This window comes from Pseudoalteromonas aliena (assembly GCF_038155085.1).
Taxonomy (GTDB): Bacteria; Pseudomonadota; Gammaproteobacteria; order Enterobacterales; family Alteromonadaceae; genus Pseudoalteromonas; species Pseudoalteromonas aliena_A.
In genome coordinates, this window is sequence record NZ_JBAKAU010000021.1 from 19815 (window position 1) to 37022 (window position 17208).

Genomic DNA, 17208 nt, shown 5'->3' on the forward strand with positions numbered 1-17208 from the left:
AAGGCCTTAACTTTATAGCAAGATTAAGTCAGTTGTATTTACAAGGTTAACAGTGAAGATGAATTGGATAAAATTTAGCGGTTAAGAAATAGAGAGATTCAATGTCAACATCGGTTTTAATATGTGATGATTCAAAACTAGCTAGGCGACAACTTGCTCGATCATTACCTGATGATTGGGATATTCAAATTGAATATGCCATTGATGGTCTTGATTGTATTAAGCAAATAAAGCTTTCCCAGCCAGAAATTTTATTTCTTGATTTGAATATGCCAGAAATGGATGGTTATGAGGTACTTATAGCTATTAAAGAAATGAATCTAAAGGTGCTTACAGTAGTCGTTTCTGGTGATATACAACCAAATGCTTATCAGCGTGTGTTAGAACTAGGGGCTATTGATTTCATTCAAAAGCCATGTTCAGCAGATAAAATAGCTGAGATAATTGATTCTCATGGCATAAAGGACAAAGCGATACGGGAACGCTTAGCACATTCCTTTGGTCAAGAAATTGACTCCGATATCCGCGATATACTTCAAGAGCTAACTAATGTGGCTATGGGACAAGCGGGGGATTTACTTTCTCGCTTATTGAATGTATTTGTAAAGCTACCGATCCCAAATGTTAACATTCTTGAAGTTAACGAACTCGATATGGCCCTTCAATCTATTGACAATAATGTAGCAACGTCAGGTGTATGCCAAGGGTTTATTGGGGGGGGCGTATCTGGTGAAGCATTATTATTGTTAAACGACTCAAGCTTTAAAGAAATAGCTTCATTAATGAATTACGATGGTGAGTTAAATGATAAAGTTGAGCTTGAGCTATTAATGGACATTAGTAATATTTTGATAGGTGCAATTTTAACAGGTCTTTCAAAACAACTTGATATGTCATTTAGTCAAGGACATCCCATTGTACTTGGTCAACATAGAGATGTTTACGAGCTGGTCAAATCTAATAAGTCACGTTGGCAACGCACACTTGCTATAGAAATAAGTTACGGTATTGAAAATCATGATATAAATTGCGATCTCATGCTGTTATTTACTGAAGACTCACTAAAAACTTTGAAGTATAAAGTTGCTTACCTATTAGAAGATTAAGTTATGGCTGCTAATTTAGAAATGAATGAGATCCATTGGTTAATGGATATGTTTAATACCGTTGACGTAGGCCTTGTAGTGCTGGATAGAGATTATAAGGTATGCATATGGAATGGTTTTATGGAAAACCATTCCGGGCTACTACCAAGCGCAGTTAAAGGTAAAGACCTATTTGATTTATTTCCAGTAATAGACGAAAAATGGTTTAGAAGTAAATCTGAATCGGTTTTTGTTTTAAAAAATCGCTCTTTTACGATTTGGGAGCAACAGCCTTACATTTTTAGGTTTAAAAACTATCGACCTATTACAGGTAAAGCTGATTACATGTATCAAAATGCGACATTTATACCACTTACTAATACGATGGGCGAAGTTAGTCATATGTGCATTATTTTGTACGATGTAACTGACATAGCAGTGAATAAAAAAGAGCTTGAAGATTTAAATAAAAAGCTGGAGCAAGTTAGCCAGACAGATAGTTTAACTCAATTAGCTAATCGTGGGTATTGGGAAGGTACACTAAGGCAAGAGTTTCTTCGCATTAAACGAAATGGCGGTAGCAGTACTCTATTAATGTTTGACATTGATCATTTTAAAAAAGTAAATGATGAATATGGTCATAGCTGTGGTGATGAAGCACTTCGTCATTTATCTGATTTATTTCGAACTACACTACGTGAAACTGATATAGCAGGGCGTTATGGCGGTGAAGAGTTTGTAGTAACTTTACTTGATACTGATAAAGAAGACGCAGCCATTTTTGCAGAGCGTTTAAGAGCATTAATAGAATCTACACCTGTTAAATATAAACATTTTGAAATACAAATGACCATTAGCATAGGGTTAGCTGGTAGTAGTAATGACTTTAAAAATCACGAACGCTGGATTGAAGCTGCAGATAAAGCACTATACCAGTCTAAAAATACAGGACGTAATAAAGTAACCGCTTATTCAGATATAAAAAATGACGCTTAAGCGTCATTTTTATATCTAGAATTTAAGATTAAATAATACTATGTTTGTATATCCCGCTGAGCCAATCTAGCCAGTATTAAAACTAATCAATATGAAAAGTTTTATTGTCCCTAACTATTGTGTTGTATGGCGAGAGCCATCTATTGGGCATTGACCAATCATTGTAACCTCACCAGAACTTGACTCTTGCTCTAGTTTTACTTTAAAGCCCCATAATCTGTAAAGATGCTTAAGTACTTCCTCGTGCGAATTTGCTAAAGGAACACTGTTATGAGGTACATAGCGTAGGATTAATGAACGATCACCTCTAATATCAACGTCATACACTTGAATGTTAGGCTCATGATTACTTAAGTTGTACTGCGCTGAAAGTGCTTCTCTAACTGCTTTATAGCCGTTGTCGTTATGTATTGCGCCTATCTCTAAATGGGGATTATTAGTATGGTCAATAATAGTAAATAATTTAAAATCACGAATTAACTTAGGCGATAAAAACTGGCTAATAAAACTCTCATCCTTAAAGTTTTCCATTGTAAAGTGCAGTGTATCTAGCCAGTTACTACCTGCATACTCAGGAAACCAGCGTTTATCTTCTTCAGTTGGGTGTTCACATATTCTGCGAATATCAACCATCATATTAAAGCCTAAAGCATATGGGTTAATGCCTGAATAGTACTTACTGTTATAAGGTGGCTGATAAACTACGTTGGTGTGACTTTGTAAAAACTCTAACATGAAAGATTCGGTGAGTTTTCCCTCATCATATAAGTGATTAAGTATGGTGTAATGCCAAAAAGTGGCCCAGCCTTCGTTCATTACCTGGGTTTGCTTTTGCGGGTAAAAGTATTGCGAAATTTTACGCACTATACGGATTATTTCACGTTGCCAGGAACCCAAAAGTGGGGCGTTTTTTTCAATAAAATATAATATATTTTCTTGGGGCTCTTGCGGAAAATGCTTCTCCAGCTTTTTAGCTTCTTCTTGTTGAACAGGTATGGTCCGCCATAGCTCGTTAACTTGAGATTGCATATAATCTTCACGTTCTTGCTGGCGCTTCTGCTCTTCAAATAATGATATTTGTTGCGGGCGTTTATACCTATCTACACCGTAATTCATTAAAGCATGGCATGAGTCAAGCAGCGATTCTACCTCACTAATACCGTATTTTTCCTCACAGCGATTAATATAGTTTTTAGCAAACACTAAGTAATCAATAATTGATCCCGCATCAGTCCAAGTTTTAAATAAATAGTTACCTTTAAAAAATGAGTTATGACCATAACAGGCATGTGCCATAACTAGAGCCTGCATGGGCAGGGTATTTTCTTCCATTAAATACGCAATACATGGATCAGAGTTAATCACTATCTCGTAGGCTAAGCCCATTTGCCCGCGTTTATAGTTTTGCTCTGTTTGAATAAACTTTTTGCCATATGACCAATGGCTGTAGCCTAAAGGCATGCCCACACTTGAGTATGCGTCCATCATTTGTTCAGCGCTAATAACTTCAATTTGATTAGGGTAGGTATCTAATCGGTAGTGCTCTGCAACGCGAGCAATTTCTGTCTGGTACTCGTGTAATAAGTTGAATGTCCAATCGGGGCCATCATCAATACGTTTATTACTCATATTATTACCTCGCTTAGGCTTATGCTGTACCTTGCTGTTGGCGGCTCTTTTTAAATAGCTCCCTAAATATAGGGTAAATGTCTTCGACACCTTGAATGTGTTGTATAGCAAAATTTTTGTGGCTTTGTGTAATGCCTTCGTATTCACGCCATAGACTTTGATGAGCACGCGTTGTAATTTCAATATAGGCGAAATACCTAACAGCTTTTAAAAGCTTGTTCCGTAATATTTGCCCACAGTGAGGGGTATCGTCAGCCCAGTTATCGCCATCGGATGCTTGTGCAGCATATATATTCCATTGCTCAGCGTCGTAACGATCTTTTATTATTTCATACATTAACTTAAGTGCACTTGAAACGATGGTGCCACCTGTTTCTTGCGAATAAAAAAACTCTTGCTCGTCTACTTCTTTTGCTTGTGTATGATGGCGAATATATACCACCTCAATATCTTTATAGCTGCGTGTTAAAAACTGATACAGCAAAATATAAAAGCGTTTAGCCATATCTTTTGTGGCTTGGTCCATAGAGCCAGATACATCCATAATACAAAACATGACCGCTTTGCTGGTGGGGTGAGGGCGTTTTTCATAATTACGAAAGCGCAAATCATAATTGTCTATAAATGGCACATTTTTAATTTGTTGTTTTAATAACTTAATATCCTCTTGCAGCAATGCAATAGCCGCTTTATCGCTTTGAGGTTGCTCTAGCTCCATTGCAAGCTGCCCTTCAAGCTCTGCGAGTCGCCTTTTTTTACCCGCACTCATAGCTACTCTTCGGGCTAGGGAGCCTTGAAGTGAGCGCACTATATCTATATTACTGGGCATGCCATCGCTACAAAAACCAGCACGATGCGTTTTCATTTGTACTAGTTTATCAAGTTGATTTTCTTGCAAATTTGGCAGTTCTAAATCTTCAAATAGCAAATCTAAGTATTCATCTTTTGATATAGAAAATACAAACTCATCTTGCCCCTCGCCAGATTCACTTGCATCGCCATCTCTTGCGCCACCACCTTGGCCACTTTTAGGGCGTTCAATTTTATCTCCCGTAGAGAATTGATCATTCCCCGGGTGAATTTGCTCTCTATTTCCCCCTCTGCCTTGATGAAAGGTAGGCTCGCTGATATCACGCTGCGGGATAGAAATACTTTCACCAGAGCTTGAGTCGGTGACACTGCGCTTGTTTATTGCATCTGACACAGCTTCTTTTATCTGCTTTTTATAGCGCCTAATAAAGCGCTGGCGATTGAGCGTACTTTTGTTTTTTCCGTTTAAACGCCTATCAATAAAATTCGCCATAATGACCTCCTAAAAACTACGAATATGAAGGCTATTGCGATTTTCTAACTCGTAAATACCATTCAGAAAGCAAGCGAACTTGTTTTTGTGTATAGCCTTTTTCGACCATACGATTTACAAAGTCTTCGTGTTTTTGTTGATCTTTCGCTGATGTTTTAGTGTTAAACGAAATAACGGGTAATAAGTCTTCTGTATTTGAGAACATTTTCTTCTCAATGACAGTGCGTAACTTTTCGTAACTGGTCCATAGTGGGTTTTTACCGTTGTTATGGGCACGAGCGCGAAGTACAAAGTTAACTATTTCGTTTCTAAAATCTTTAGGATTAGAAATACCGGCTGATTTTTCAATTTTTTCAAGCTCAGCATTAAGTGCTGCACGGTCAAATAATTGGCCTGTATCTGGGTCACGGTACTCTTGGTCTTGAATCCAAAAATCAGCATAAATAACATAGCGGTCAAAAATATTTTGGCCGTATTCAGAATAAGACTCTAAATAGGCTGTTTGTAGTTCTTTGCCAATAAATTCTACATATTGTGGTATTAAATAGCCTTTTAAAAAGCTTAAGTAGCGCTCTTCAACTTCGCTACTAAATTGCTCTCGTTCAATTTGTTGCTCTAGTACATAGAACAAATGCACCGGATTTGCAGCAACTTCAGTGGTATCAAAGTTAAACACACGGGACAAAATTTTAAACGCAAAGCGGGTAGAGAGCCCCGTCATGCCTTCATCTACGCCAGCGTAGTCGCGATACTCTTGGTAAGATTTTGCTTTAGGATCTGTGTCTTTTAAGGTTTCACCGTCGTATACCCGCATTTTTGAATAAATACTCGAATTCTCTGGCTCTTTTAATCGAGATAGCGTGGTAAATTGTGCCAGTGTTTTTAGTGTGCCAGGAGCACATGGCGCATTATGAAGCTCGCTATGCTCTAGTAATTTATCGTAAATTTTAATTTCTTCGGTTACACGTAAACAATAAGGCACTTTTACAATGTAAACGCGGTCTAAAAACGCTTCGTTATTTTTATTATTTTTAAACGTTTGCCATTCAGATTCATTAGAATGGGCGAGGATCATGCCATTAAATGGCAGCGCACTAATGCCTTCGGTTCCATTATAATTGCCCTCTTGAGTAGCGGTGAGTAAAGGGTGTAGCACTTTGATAGGGGCTTTAAACATTTCTACAAATTCCATTAAACCTTGGTTTGCAAGGCATAATGAACCCGAATAAGCGTATGCATCAGGATCGTTTTGCGCAAAATGCTCAAGTTGGCGAATATCTACTTTACCAACCAATGCAGAAATATCTTGGTTGTTTTCATCACCAGGCTCGGTTTTGGCAATACCAATTTGGTTTAAAATTGAGGGGTAGCGTTTTACTACTCTAAACTGGCTAATATCGCCGTTAAATTCTCTTAATCGTTTGCCAGCCCAAGGTGACATAATCGTTTTTAAATAGCGGGGTTTAATGCCGTATTCTTGCTCAAGGACGCTAGCATCTTCTGCAGCATCAAATAAAGATAAAGGGTGGTCGTTAACTGGTGAGCCTTTTATAGAATATATAGGCACTTGTTGCATTAGGTATTTTAGTTTTTCAGCAATAGATGATTTACCGCCGCCAACAGGGCCGAGCAAATAAAGTACTTGTTTACACTCTTCAAGCCCTTGGGCTGCATGTTTTAAATAAGACACTATTTGTTCAACAGCATCTTCCATTCCATAAAAGTCTTCAAAGGCAGGGTAGCGTGCTACTACTCTATTGGAGAATAATCGACTTAATCGTGCATCCGTTGCAGTATCAACCATTTGGGGATCGCCTATAGCCATAAGTAAGCGCTCTGGTGCGCTGGCGTAGGCAGACTTATCAGTTTTACAAATTTCAAGGAATTCGCTAATACTGTACTCTTCTTCTTGTGCCGCTTCGTATCGTGCTTGGTAATGCTCAAAAATCGTCATAATAACCTCCGAAACCCGCTAAAAAAGGTGCTTACCTTTTAAAGTTTAGTCACTGTTTCGTATTTTTGTGCAATAAAATTAAAAATTTAAGTGAAAAAAGATCATGTTGACCAATTAACGAATTGCCGCCGTATAACACCACTTTTATTGGAAATTGAGCATAAAAAAAGACGCCTAAGCGTCTTTTTTAAATTAGCTAAAACGCTAATTAAGCGAAGTTTGCGTTTGCAAATTCCCAGTTAACTAGTGACCAGAAACCTTTAAGGTAATCTGGACGCACGTTACGGTAATCGATGTAGTAAGCATGTTCCCATAAATCCACTGTTAGGATTGGAGTAACGCCTTCATCTGTTAACGGAGTTGCAGCGTTAGACGTGTTTACGATATCTAATGAACCATCAGCAAGTTTAACTAACCAAGTCCAGCTAGAACCGAAGTTATTAACTGCTTTATCATTTAATGCATCTTTAAACGCATCAAAAGAGCCCCATTTAGCGTTGATTGCATCAGCAACTGCGCCAGTTGGCTCGCCGCCGCCGTTTGGAGATAAGCTGTTCCAGTAGAAAGTGTGGTTCCAAATTTGTGCTGCGTTGTTAAATACGCCGCCTTCTGATGAACATACGATCTCTTCTAGAGATTTGTTTTCAAACTCAGTACCAGGAATTAAACCATTAAGTTTAACAACATAAGTGTTGTGGTGTTTACCGTGGTGAAACTCTAGCGTTTCTTTTGAAATATGTGGCTCAAGTGCATCGATTGCATATGGTAGTGACGGTAGTTCAAATGCCATTTTTCTATCTCCATCTTCTTTTGGTTGATAATCCGTTTGGTTATACGTAATGCCTGTACAAACAGGCCACTTACCTATACCAACCGGGAATATAGTGTTACTATAATTGTTGAGTATTTTACTCAAGTTTTAGCAAACAGCAATGCTATTGCTAAAGACTATTTCAATTGCGGCTTTATTTGCCCATTTTAAGTTATATATCTGTGGTCACAATGATTTATTTTCAAGGCCTGGGTATATTCAGCTATCGTCATTTTGAGGTTGTAGATGGAAACCATTGATAAAATTAAACAGCAGATTTCAGAAAACCCAATAATCCTTTACATGAAAGGGTCACCTAAATTACCAAATTGTGGTTTTTCTTCACAAGCGTCACAAGCTCTAATGTCGTGTGGCGAACCATTTGCATATGTTGATATTTTACTTAATCCAGACATTCGTGCTGAACTTCCAGCATACGCAAATTGGCCTACGTTCCCACAACTATGGGTAGAAGGCGAGTTAGTAGGTGGTTGTGACATTATCATCGAAATGTTCCAACGCGGTGAGTTACAGCCGCTAGTTGCAGAAACTGCAGCTAAATATAAAGAAGCTGACGCAGAGTAAATTTTACTCAAGCTTGAGCTATTATTGCAACAAGGCCAAGTATTTTGCGTGGCCCTGTTGTTTATAAACTACCCTTCATAACTATCATTTATTCAAGAACCTCTTTTTGCATAATGTCGTAAACCCTAAATTTTTAAATTGAAGCGATTAATTACACTCTTTCAAAATGCAGTGATCTAGTTGTATTTAAATCATATGATCCATTCATGTCCACATTATTAATCCTCTTGGTTTTTTACTAACCACGTTGACCAAAAACAAGAAGCTATTATTAAAGTTTTGAATTAAACCTTTTTAGAGTAGTTTTTGTCGAAAAGTGTATTAGTGGAGCAATGAATTGCCCCTTCGATTTCCTATCTATTGGATAACGTCTTACAAAAGCTGTAATTAAGTAGATAAAAATTCACAAAAAGCATAGAAAATTGACATAAATAGTAATAACTATACTAATGAAACTACAAAAATAGAGATCTTAATCTGCAAAATTCAACTTAATTAATAAAACTATCTAAATGTTAACTGAATTAATCGTTCATTAGTGAATATTTATTCAGCCAAGCGTCACCTTACGTTTACGTAAGGTGTAAGTGTTTCGGTCCTTTGTTTTTACAAAATGTTAAACTTGACACCAGTGTCATGAAAAAATAACGGTCAAATAAGCGCTAATTGTTAAAACTTATAAGTACAAAAGAAATCTTGCCTTGAAGTGAGAAATATTCAAGAATGTGAATATGTATTCAAAATAATATTGACTCTATTTACTATAGAGGCTAGTTTTGTGCGTCTGTTAGCAAATCGTCGAGCAGTTCATTCACGTTAACAGTGCAGCAAGGGGAGGGGTCTATGTTATACGACTCAAAGTTAGAAAAAGAAAATTGTGGCTTTGGCTTAATAGCTCAAGTTAATGGTCAAGCTAGTCATAGGCTCATTCGTACAGCTATTACGGGGCTTGATCGCATGCAGCACCGTGGCGGTATATCTGCCGATGGTAAAACAGGTGATGGCTGTGGTTTATTATTACAAAAACCAGATAGCTTTTTCCGTGCAATTGCCAGTGAACATAATTGGCACTTAGGCAAAAACTACGCAGTGGGTATGATATTTTTAAATTCAGACCCTGTTTTAGCACAAGCTGCAAAACAAATACTTAGCGAAGAATTAGAAAAAGAAACGCTAAATATTTTAGGTTGGCGTGTAGTACCAACCGACCCATCAATGCTCGGTCCTATTGCTGTACAGCAATTACCAGGTTTCGAACAAATTTTTGTTAGCGCGCCAGAAGGTTGGCGTTCTAAAGACTTAGAGCGTCGCTTATATGTAGCACGCCGCCGCGCTGAAAAGCGCATTGTTGATGATGAAGCTTTCTATATCGCAAGTCTATCTGGTTTGGTAACTATCTATAAAGGCTTAATGATGCCTGCGGATTTACCTAATTTTTACCTAGATTTAGCTGATATTCGTATGACGAGTGCGATTTGTGTTTTCCATCAGCGCTTTTCTACTAATACTCAGCCGCGTTGGCCTTTAGCTCAACCTTTCCGCTATTTAGCACACAATGGTGAAATTAATACTATTGAAGGTAACCGCCAGTGGGCGCGCGCACGTTCTTATAAGTTTGCGTCACCGCTTATTCCTGATTTACAAAGCGCAGCGCCGTTTGTGAACGAAACCGGTTCTGATTCATCAAGCTTAGATAATATGCTTGAGCTATTTTTAGCTGGCGGCATGGATTTATTCCGTGCTATGCGTATGCTCGTTCCGCCTGCATGGCAGAAAAACCGTGCAATGGATGACGATTTACGTGCATTTTACGACTTTAACTCTATGCATATGGAACCATGGGATGGCCCGGCAGGTATTGTTATGTCGGATGGTCGTTTTGCGGCGTGTAACCTTGACCGTAATGGACTTCGCCCTGCGCGTTATGTAATTACACAAGATGGTTTTATTACGCTTGCATCAGAAGTAGGTATTTGGGATTACACTGCCGATGAAGTGGTTGAAAAAGGCCGTGTTGGTCCAGGTGAATTATTAGTTATTGATACTAAACTTGGCAAAATCTGGCATTCGGATGAAATCGATCAAGATTTAAAATCTCGCCATCCTTATAAGTCATGGCTTGAAGAAAACGTTAAACGTTTAGTTCCATTTGAAGAACTTACTGAGCAAGACGCAGGTAATCGCTCATTTGATGACGAAACACTAGCTAAATATCAAAAAATGTTTGGTTATACCAACGAAGAGCTTGATAGCGTTATTCGTGTAATGGGTGAAAACGGCCAAGAAGCGACAGGCTCAATGGGTGATGACACGCCATTTGCTGTGCTTAGTGAGGGGCATCGTTCACTTTATGATTACTTCCGCCAAAAATTTGCGCAAGTAACAAACCCACCTATCGATCCACTACGTGAAAACCATGTAATGTCGCTTGCAACCTGTATTGGTAGTGAGCAAAACGTATTTAACGAAACAACAGGCCATGCTAAGCGCCTACAGTTTGATACGCCAATTTTAATGTACGCAGACATGCAGCAGCTATTAAATGCTGATGAAGCGCATTACAGCTACTGTAAAATTGATATTACCTACACAGTTGAAGAAGGTTTAGAAAACGCGGTTACGCGTATTTGTGACCAAGCACAAGAAAAAGCAGATGCGGGCTGTATCATGCTAATTTTAACTGACCGTAACTTTGATGAAATAAATTTACCAATTCCAGCAGCTATGGCTGTAGGTGCGGTACAAAAACGCTTAGTTGATAACAACTTGCGCTGTGAATCAAATATTATCATTGAAACCGGTAGCGTGCGTGATGCGCATCAGTTTGCTGTGCTATTAGGTTTTGGTGCTACGGCAATTTATCCATATCTTGCGTATGAATCGTTAGTTGCGATGAGCGACAACAAAATTATTGATAAGTCGTATTGCGAAGTGACCCTTGCTTATCGTAAAGCCATTAATAAAGGCTTATACAAAATTATGTCTAAAATGGGCATAAGTACGGTTGCATCTTACCGTTGTTCAATGTTGTTTGAAGCGGTGGGATTATCTGATGCGATTATTGAAATGTGCTTTAAAGGCGTTGCAAGTCGCATACAAGGTGCATGCTTTACCGACTTTGATGACGACCAGCAGAGTTTGCACAAACTTGCTCTAAGTAAGCGTAAATTATTAAGCCACGGTGGTTTATTTAAGTACGTTCACGGTGGTGAGTATCATGCTTATAATCCAGATGTTATTCAAACACTGCAAAAAGCGGTTCGCTCAGGTGATTATAAAGACTACAGTGCGTACGCTGATTTAGTTAATGATCGTCCAATAGCAACGTTGCGCGATATGTTAGCGCTTAAATTACCAGAGCAAGGTATAAGCATTGATGAAGTAGAGTCTGCAGACAATCTCTACAAACGTTTTGACTCAGCAGCAATGAGTATTGGTGCGTTATCACCAGAAGCGCATGAAGCGCTAGCAATTGCAATGAACCGCTTAGGTGGTTGTTCAAACTCTGGTGAAGGCGGTGAAGATAAACTCCGTTATGGTACAGAGAAAAACTCGCGTATTAAGCAAGTTGCTTCAGGTCGATTTGGTGTAACGCCTCATTACTTACGCAGTGCTGACGTTATTCAAATTAAAGTAGCGCAAGGTGCAAAACCAGGCGAAGGTGGACAATTACCAGGTGAAAAAGTAACGCCGTATATTGCTAAGCTTCGTTATTCGGTACCAGGTGTTACGTTAATTTCGCCACCGCCGCATCACGACATTTACTCAATTGAAGATTTAGCACAGCTGATTTTCGATTTAAAACAAGTAAACCCTAAAGCACTTATTTCTGTAAAACTTGTTTCAGAGCCAGGAGTAGGGACCATTGCAACAGGTGTTGCTAAAGCATATGCCGATTTAATTACTATTTCTGGCTACGACGGCGGCACAGGTGCAAGCCCACTTACTTCAGTTAAATATGCGGGTAGTCCATGGGAACTTGGCCTTGCTGAAACACAGCAAGCACTAGTTGAAAATGGCCTTCGTCATCGCATTCGTCTGCAAACAGATGGTGGCTTAAAAACAGGTTTAGATATTATTAAAGCGGCAATTTTAGGTGCTGAAAGCTTTGGCTTTGGTACTGGTCCAATGGTTGCCCTTGGGTGTAAATACTTACGTATTTGTCACTTAAATAACTGTGCGACCGGTGTTGCAACACAAGACGAAACACTTCGTCAAAAGCATTACCACGGCTTACCAGAAATGGCGATGAACTACTTTAAGTTTATAGCGCAAGAAGCGCGTGAAATTATGGCGAGCTTAGGTGTAGCTAATTTAACTGACTTAATTGGCCGTTTAGATTTACTAGAAGAAATTGAAGGCAAAACTGCAAAGCAGAAGAAAATTGATTTATCGTCTGTTATTGCTCAGCCGAACAACCCAACAGGTGAAACGCTTTATTGTAGTGCGCCTAACAGTTCGCATTACCTAGGTAAGTTAAACGAAAGTTTATTAGCTAAAGCGCAAGAGGCAATCGATACGTCAAGCGGTATCTCGCTTGTGAGTCGTATTTGTAATACTGATCGCTCTGTAGGTGCAATGCTTTCGGGCTATATTGCTGATAAACACGGTAATCAAGGTATGGCGGCAGATCCAGTAGCAATTGAATTACACGGTACTGCGGGCCAATCGTTTGGTGTGTGGAATGCCGGTGGTCTTGAAATGACATTGATTGGCGATGCTAACGATTACGTTGGTAAAGGCATGGCTGGTGGTAAGCTAGTTATTCGTCCACCACTTGGCTCATCGTTTGAAAGCCATAAGGCAACCATTGCAGGTAACACCTGTTTATATGGTGCAACTGGCGGTAAATTATTTGCTGCAGGTTGTGCAGGTGAGCGTTTCGCTGTTCGTAACTCAGGTGTGCAAGCGGTTGTTGAAGGAGTAGGTGACAACGGTTGTGAATACATGACCGGTGGTGTTGTGTGTGTACTTGGTAATGTAGGTGTTAATTTTGGCGCAGGTATGACTGGTGGTTTTGCGTATATTTTAGATGAGCGAAATGATTTTGAAAAACGCATTAATCCAGAGCTTGTTGAAATAGTAACACTAGACGAATTAACGTCGCATCAAGAACATTTACGCGGCTTAATTGCTGAGCATTTAGAGCTTACGGGTTCGTGTAGAGCAGAAAGCATTTTAGCTAACTTTGAACTGTACTTACCGATGTTCAAATTAGTAAAACCAAAATCAAGCGACGTAAAAAGTTTACTCGGGCATCGCGCTCGCAGTAGCGCAGAGCTTCGTGTTCAAGCGCAATAAGGGGGCAGTATGAGCGAAAATGTATATCAATTTATAGACGTGCAGCGTGTAGATCCACGAAAAAAACCAATCTCGTCACGTAAAAAATCTTTCGTAGAAATTTACGAACCCTTTTCAGAGAATCAAGTTAACTCACAAGCTGACCGTTGTTTAGATTGTGGTAATCCATATTGTGAGTGGAAATGTCCGGTACATAACTATATTCCGCAATGGTTAAAGTTAATACGTACAGGTCGTATTATAGAGGCCGCTGAGCTTTCCCACCGTACAAACAGCTTACCAGAGGTTTGTGGGCGTGTTTGCCCACAGGACAGATTATGTGAAGGCTCGTGTACTTTAGATGAAGAATTTGGCGCAGTAACTATTGGTAATATTGAAAAATACATTACCGATGAGGCATTTAAAATGGGCTGGAAGCCTGATATGTCTTATGTAACTTGGACCGATAAAAAAGTAGCCATTATTGGCGCTGGCCCAGCAGGTTTGGGTTGTGCTGATATTTTAGTGCGTAACGGTATAAAACCTGTCGTTTTTGACCGTCACCCAGAAATTGGTGGGTTACTGACTTTTGGTATTCCTTCTTTTAAGTTAGAAAAAGAAGTCATGCAAAAACGCCGTGAAATTTTCACCGAGATGGGCGTTGAGTTTAAGCTAAATGTTGAAGTGGGTGTTGATATTACCATGGATGAAATTTTAGCCGATTATGATGCAGTATTTTTAGGTGTAGGTACTTATCAAAGTATGCGTGCAGGCCTTGAGAATGAAGATGCACCTGGCGTACATGATGCGCTACCGTTTTTGATTGGTAATACTAACCGTGTTATGGGGTATGACGAAACCGCTCAACCGTGTATTGATATGGCTAACCAAAAAGTAGTTGTATTGGGCGGTGGTGATACGGCGATGGATTGTGTACGTACGTCTATTCGTCAAAATGCATCAAAAGTAACGTGTGCCTATCGTCGTGATAAAGAAAATATGCCGGGGTCAAAGCGTGAAGTTAAAAACGCGAAGGAAGAAGGCGTTATATTTACCTATAACGTCCAGCCTAAAGGCATTGTACTGAACGATAAAGGTAAAGTGACTGGCGTTAAAATGGTTAAAACTAAGCTAGGCGAACCTGACGCAAAAGGCCGCAGCCGAGCTGAAGAAGTACCTGGTTCAGAGCATGTAATAGAGGCAGACCAAGTTATTATGGCGTTTGGTTTTCAACCTCACAAAATGGATTGGTTAGAAAAATACGATGTAGAAATAAACCATTGGGGCGGCATTAATGCACCAGAACAAGGTGAATTTACACATCAAACAACGAACCCTAAAATATTTGCTGGTGGCGATATTGTGCGTGGTTCAGATTTAGTGGTAACCGCTATTTTTGAAGGACGTAATGCTGCAGAAGGTATTATGGATTACTTAAAAGTTTAATTGTTCGTATTAATAAAGTGATGTAAGAAGCAAGCCAACTGGCTTGCTTTTTTTATTTATTTTATTCGAATGTAATGTCAACGTAGTTAGTAACAAACGGTATTATATTAATATCACCTGTAGCATAGCTTTCTTTAGCGACACCTTCCGTTCTTACTTTCATATAGTAACTACCAGAAGGGACTACCTTGTCATAGTGGGTTGTTCTTGTTTCGAGCCAAATACGGTTGCTTTGAGCATCTATTAACCAGCCTTGAGGGCTAATCTCATACATATAAGCCTTACATTTTACTTCACCTACACGAGGATGCAGGCACTTATTTATAGCAACTCGAGTTTGTTTTTTTGGATTTTCAGCAGTACTAGCTAACTTTATTTGGCCATAATCTCTAGCTTCTTTTGTTGCTTTGTACGCTAAAACTTTTGTTTGCGTCGTTGTATAAGCGCTTTGATTTGAAGAGTTAATTGATTGGTTGCTAGAGCTAGATACACTACTTACAGCACCGTTAATACCGTCTTTAACTGCGCGAGTTATATCATTACTTTTACAGCCACTCAGTATCATTAGTGCGGGAATTAGAAGAGTACACTTATTCATTTTTAATCCTTAATGTTATTGTTTTATCCTGTGCTTTATTACTTTTAATAAAGCGTACTAGCATCATGGGGGATCTTACATTGCAATAACCGTGTTCATCCCTGATAAAGGTAAATGATGACTAAAATACACACTTTTATCAACCCTAAATAACGAATCTTATAGTTGATTTAATTTTAAAGTAGGTTCATTATTGCACGCTGTTTACTATTTGATTACTTTTCGCTCATAAGTTTGCCTTAAAATTAATAGAAAAATATAAATTATGTACGAATATTCAGACAATTTAGAAAGGAAGCTTGTTGTTAGGTTTTTTTCTTCAATAGGATTGATCGCTACTTTTTCGATGGCGTGTATAGCATTAATTAACAGTAGTTATTTATTGGCACTAACCTTACTAACTTCTTCGTTTGTTTATCTGTGGGCGTTTAGCCTAGTTATGGGTTTAGAGAGGTCAGCAACTGCGATACTTTATAATTTATACGCACTTATGTTTTATTTAGTTTTGACAGGCGGGGCACAGGGAACCGGACCCATATGGATCTTTATAGTTTCACCGGTCACTTATTCAATTCGAGGATTGAAAAGAGGCACGTTTGATATTATTTTATTTTTATTAGCGATTGTTCTAGGTTTTTACAGTGCAGATACTTTCAATATATATGATTATAACCCTGATCAGTTTCCAATTAGAATACTGTTGGCATTTATAATCGTAGCCTCATTAAGTGGTTACTATGAATATTCAAAGGAAAAATACAGTAGTAAAATAATTGCTTTAAGTCAAAAAAATGAGTTTCTAGCAACAATAGATCCACTCACTAACTTGCCTAACCGTCGCTACACTATGAGTAAGCTGGTGGCTTTTAAAAATGAGCTAAAAAATAATAATATACCTTTTGTTATTTTATTAGCAGATGTAGACAACTTTAAAAAAATTAATGATAAATTTGGTCATGACTTTGGTGATGAAGCCTTGATTTATCTAGCTAAAACATTTGAGAAAAATATTCCTCAGAGTGCGATTGCATCACGTTGGGGAGGAGAGGAGTTTTTAATTGTTATTCCAGGTATGACGCTAGAATACGGATTAAAAGTCGCTGAAAAAATACATTCGTCTCTCAGGACAACAGCCATTAGCCAGTTCCAGAATAATATAAATTTATCGATTAGTATTGGCGCAGTTTTAGCAAGTGCAGAATGTTCCATAGATCTTGATATTAAGCATGCTGATGAGTTGCTTTATAAAGCAAAGGAGCAAGGTAAAAATAGAACTTGCTCCGACTAAGCTTTATTTTTTAATCCATTGAAAATGAATCAAGAGAAGACTTTATTCTCAACTTTCTACGCTTAATACTCACATAGCACATAATATTACATATAAACTGTATTGTAAGTAATATCCAATTACTGATTCCCAAGTCACTTAACCCATTAACCTTTTCGTTAGTAAAATAATAAGCAACAAAAATTAGTTGGAAAATCAAAAAACTATTTAAAAACTTAAGTAAACGTACCTTA

11 protein-coding genes are annotated in these 17208 nt (G+C 38.4%); 6 read left to right on the forward strand and 5 right to left on the reverse strand.

What is annotated here, in order from left to right; all coding sequences use genetic code 11:
* Nucleotides 1–101 precede the first annotated feature (101 nt).
* On the forward strand, nt 102–1106 hold the full coding sequence (locus V6260_RS15980; RefSeq protein ID WP_341595092.1) for a response regulator: 1005 nt from the start codon (nt 102–104) through the stop codon (nt 1104–1106).
* Between the two features lie 3 nt (nt 1107–1109).
* A complete protein-coding gene (locus V6260_RS15985) occupies nt 1110–2081 on the forward strand; it encodes a diguanylate cyclase (RefSeq protein WP_341595093.1) in 972 nt (323 codons plus the stop codon).
* Nucleotides 2082–2195: 114 nt separating this feature from the next.
* Here the strand turns inward: V6260_RS15985 and V6260_RS15990 are convergent, their stop codons facing one another.
* From V6260_RS15990 to V6260_RS16005, 4 genes are all read right to left on the reverse strand, one after another.
* Nucleotides 2196–3710: a SpoVR family protein gene (locus V6260_RS15990; RefSeq protein ID WP_341595094.1), complete on the reverse strand. Its 1515-nt coding sequence runs from the start codon at nt 3708–3710 to the stop codon at nt 2196–2198.
* A gap of 19 nt (nt 3711–3729) precedes the next feature.
* The gene (locus V6260_RS15995; RefSeq protein WP_341595095.1) at nt 3730–5013 is read right to left on the reverse strand and encodes a YeaH/YhbH family protein; all 1284 of its coding nucleotides are present in this window, start codon (nt 5011–5013) and stop codon (nt 3730–3732) included.
* A 31-nt stretch (nt 5014–5044) separates the two neighbouring features.
* On the reverse strand, nt 5045–6967 hold the full coding sequence (locus V6260_RS16000; protein WP_341595096.1) for a PrkA family serine protein kinase: 1923 nt from the start codon (nt 6965–6967) through the stop codon (nt 5045–5047).
* Nucleotides 6968–7175: 208 nt separating this feature from the next.
* Nucleotides 7176–7757, reverse strand: coding sequence for a superoxide dismutase (locus V6260_RS16005; protein ID WP_058549160.1), 582 nt, complete (start codon nt 7755–7757; stop codon nt 7176–7178).
* Nucleotides 7758–8024: 267 nt separating this feature from the next.
* On the opposite strand from V6260_RS16005, the gene V6260_RS16010 reads away from it, so the two are divergent.
* The 3 genes from V6260_RS16010 (at nt 8025) to V6260_RS16020 (ending at nt 15089) form a co-directional block, all read left to right on the forward strand.
* Nucleotides 8025–8363 (forward strand): Grx4 family monothiol glutaredoxin, encoded by a 339-nt coding sequence (locus tag V6260_RS16010; protein ID WP_058548872.1) that lies wholly within the window; start codon nt 8025–8027, stop codon nt 8361–8363.
* Nucleotides 8364–9206: 843 nt separating this feature from the next.
* Nucleotides 9207–13664: a glutamate synthase large subunit gene (gene gltB / locus V6260_RS16015; RefSeq protein WP_341595097.1), complete on the forward strand. Its 4458-nt coding sequence runs from the start codon at nt 9207–9209 to the stop codon at nt 13662–13664.
* A 9-nt stretch (nt 13665–13673) separates the two neighbouring features.
* Entirely contained in the window at nt 13674–15089 is a 1416-nt protein-coding gene (locus tag V6260_RS16020; protein WP_341595098.1) for an FAD-dependent oxidoreductase, read from the forward strand.
* Between the two features lie 61 nt (nt 15090–15150).
* Here V6260_RS16020 and V6260_RS16025 read toward each other — a convergent pair whose 3' ends face one another.
* Nucleotides 15151–15687: a hypothetical protein gene (locus V6260_RS16025; RefSeq protein ID WP_341595099.1), complete on the reverse strand. Its 537-nt coding sequence runs from the start codon at nt 15685–15687 to the stop codon at nt 15151–15153.
* A 265-nt stretch (nt 15688–15952) separates the two neighbouring features.
* Between V6260_RS16025 and V6260_RS16030 the strand changes: the two genes are divergently transcribed.
* Nucleotides 15953–16975, forward strand: coding sequence for a GGDEF domain-containing protein (locus tag V6260_RS16030; RefSeq protein WP_341595100.1), 1023 nt, complete (start codon nt 15953–15955; stop codon nt 16973–16975).
* Nucleotides 16976–17208 lie beyond the last annotated feature (233 nt).

Bases quoted from the DNA above. Each gene is read 5' to 3' on its own strand.
- gltB (WP_341595097.1), top strand. From the start codon at position 9,207: ATGTTATACGACTCAAAGTTAGAAAAAGAAAATTGTGGCTTTGGCTTA.
- V6260_RS16030 (WP_341595100.1), top strand. From the start codon at position 15,953: ATGTACGAATATTCAGACAATTTAGAAAGGAAGCTTGTTGTTAGGTTT.
- V6260_RS15980 (WP_341595092.1), top strand. From the start codon at position 102: ATGTCAACATCGGTTTTAATATGTGATGATTCAAAACTAGCTAGGCGA.
- V6260_RS16010 (WP_058548872.1), top strand. From the start codon at position 8,025: ATGGAAACCATTGATAAAATTAAACAGCAGATTTCAGAAAACCCAATA.
- V6260_RS16005 (WP_058549160.1), bottom strand. From the start codon at position 7,757: ATGGCATTTGAACTACCGTCACTACCATATGCAATCGATGCACTTGAG.
- V6260_RS15995 (WP_341595095.1), bottom strand. From the start codon at position 5,013: ATGGCGAATTTTATTGATAGGCGTTTAAACGGAAAAAACAAAAGTACG.
- V6260_RS16000 (WP_341595096.1), bottom strand. From the start codon at position 6,967: ATGACGATTTTTGAGCATTACCAAGCACGATACGAAGCGGCACAAGAA.
- V6260_RS15985 (WP_341595093.1), top strand. From the start codon at position 1,110: ATGGCTGCTAATTTAGAAATGAATGAGATCCATTGGTTAATGGATATG.
- V6260_RS15990 (WP_341595094.1), bottom strand. From the start codon at position 3,710: ATGAGTAATAAACGTATTGATGATGGCCCCGATTGGACATTCAACTTA.
- V6260_RS16020 (WP_341595098.1), top strand. From the start codon at position 13,674: ATGAGCGAAAATGTATATCAATTTATAGACGTGCAGCGTGTAGATCCA.
- V6260_RS16025 (WP_341595099.1), bottom strand. From the start codon at position 15,687: ATGAATAAGTGTACTCTTCTAATTCCCGCACTAATGATACTGAGTGGC.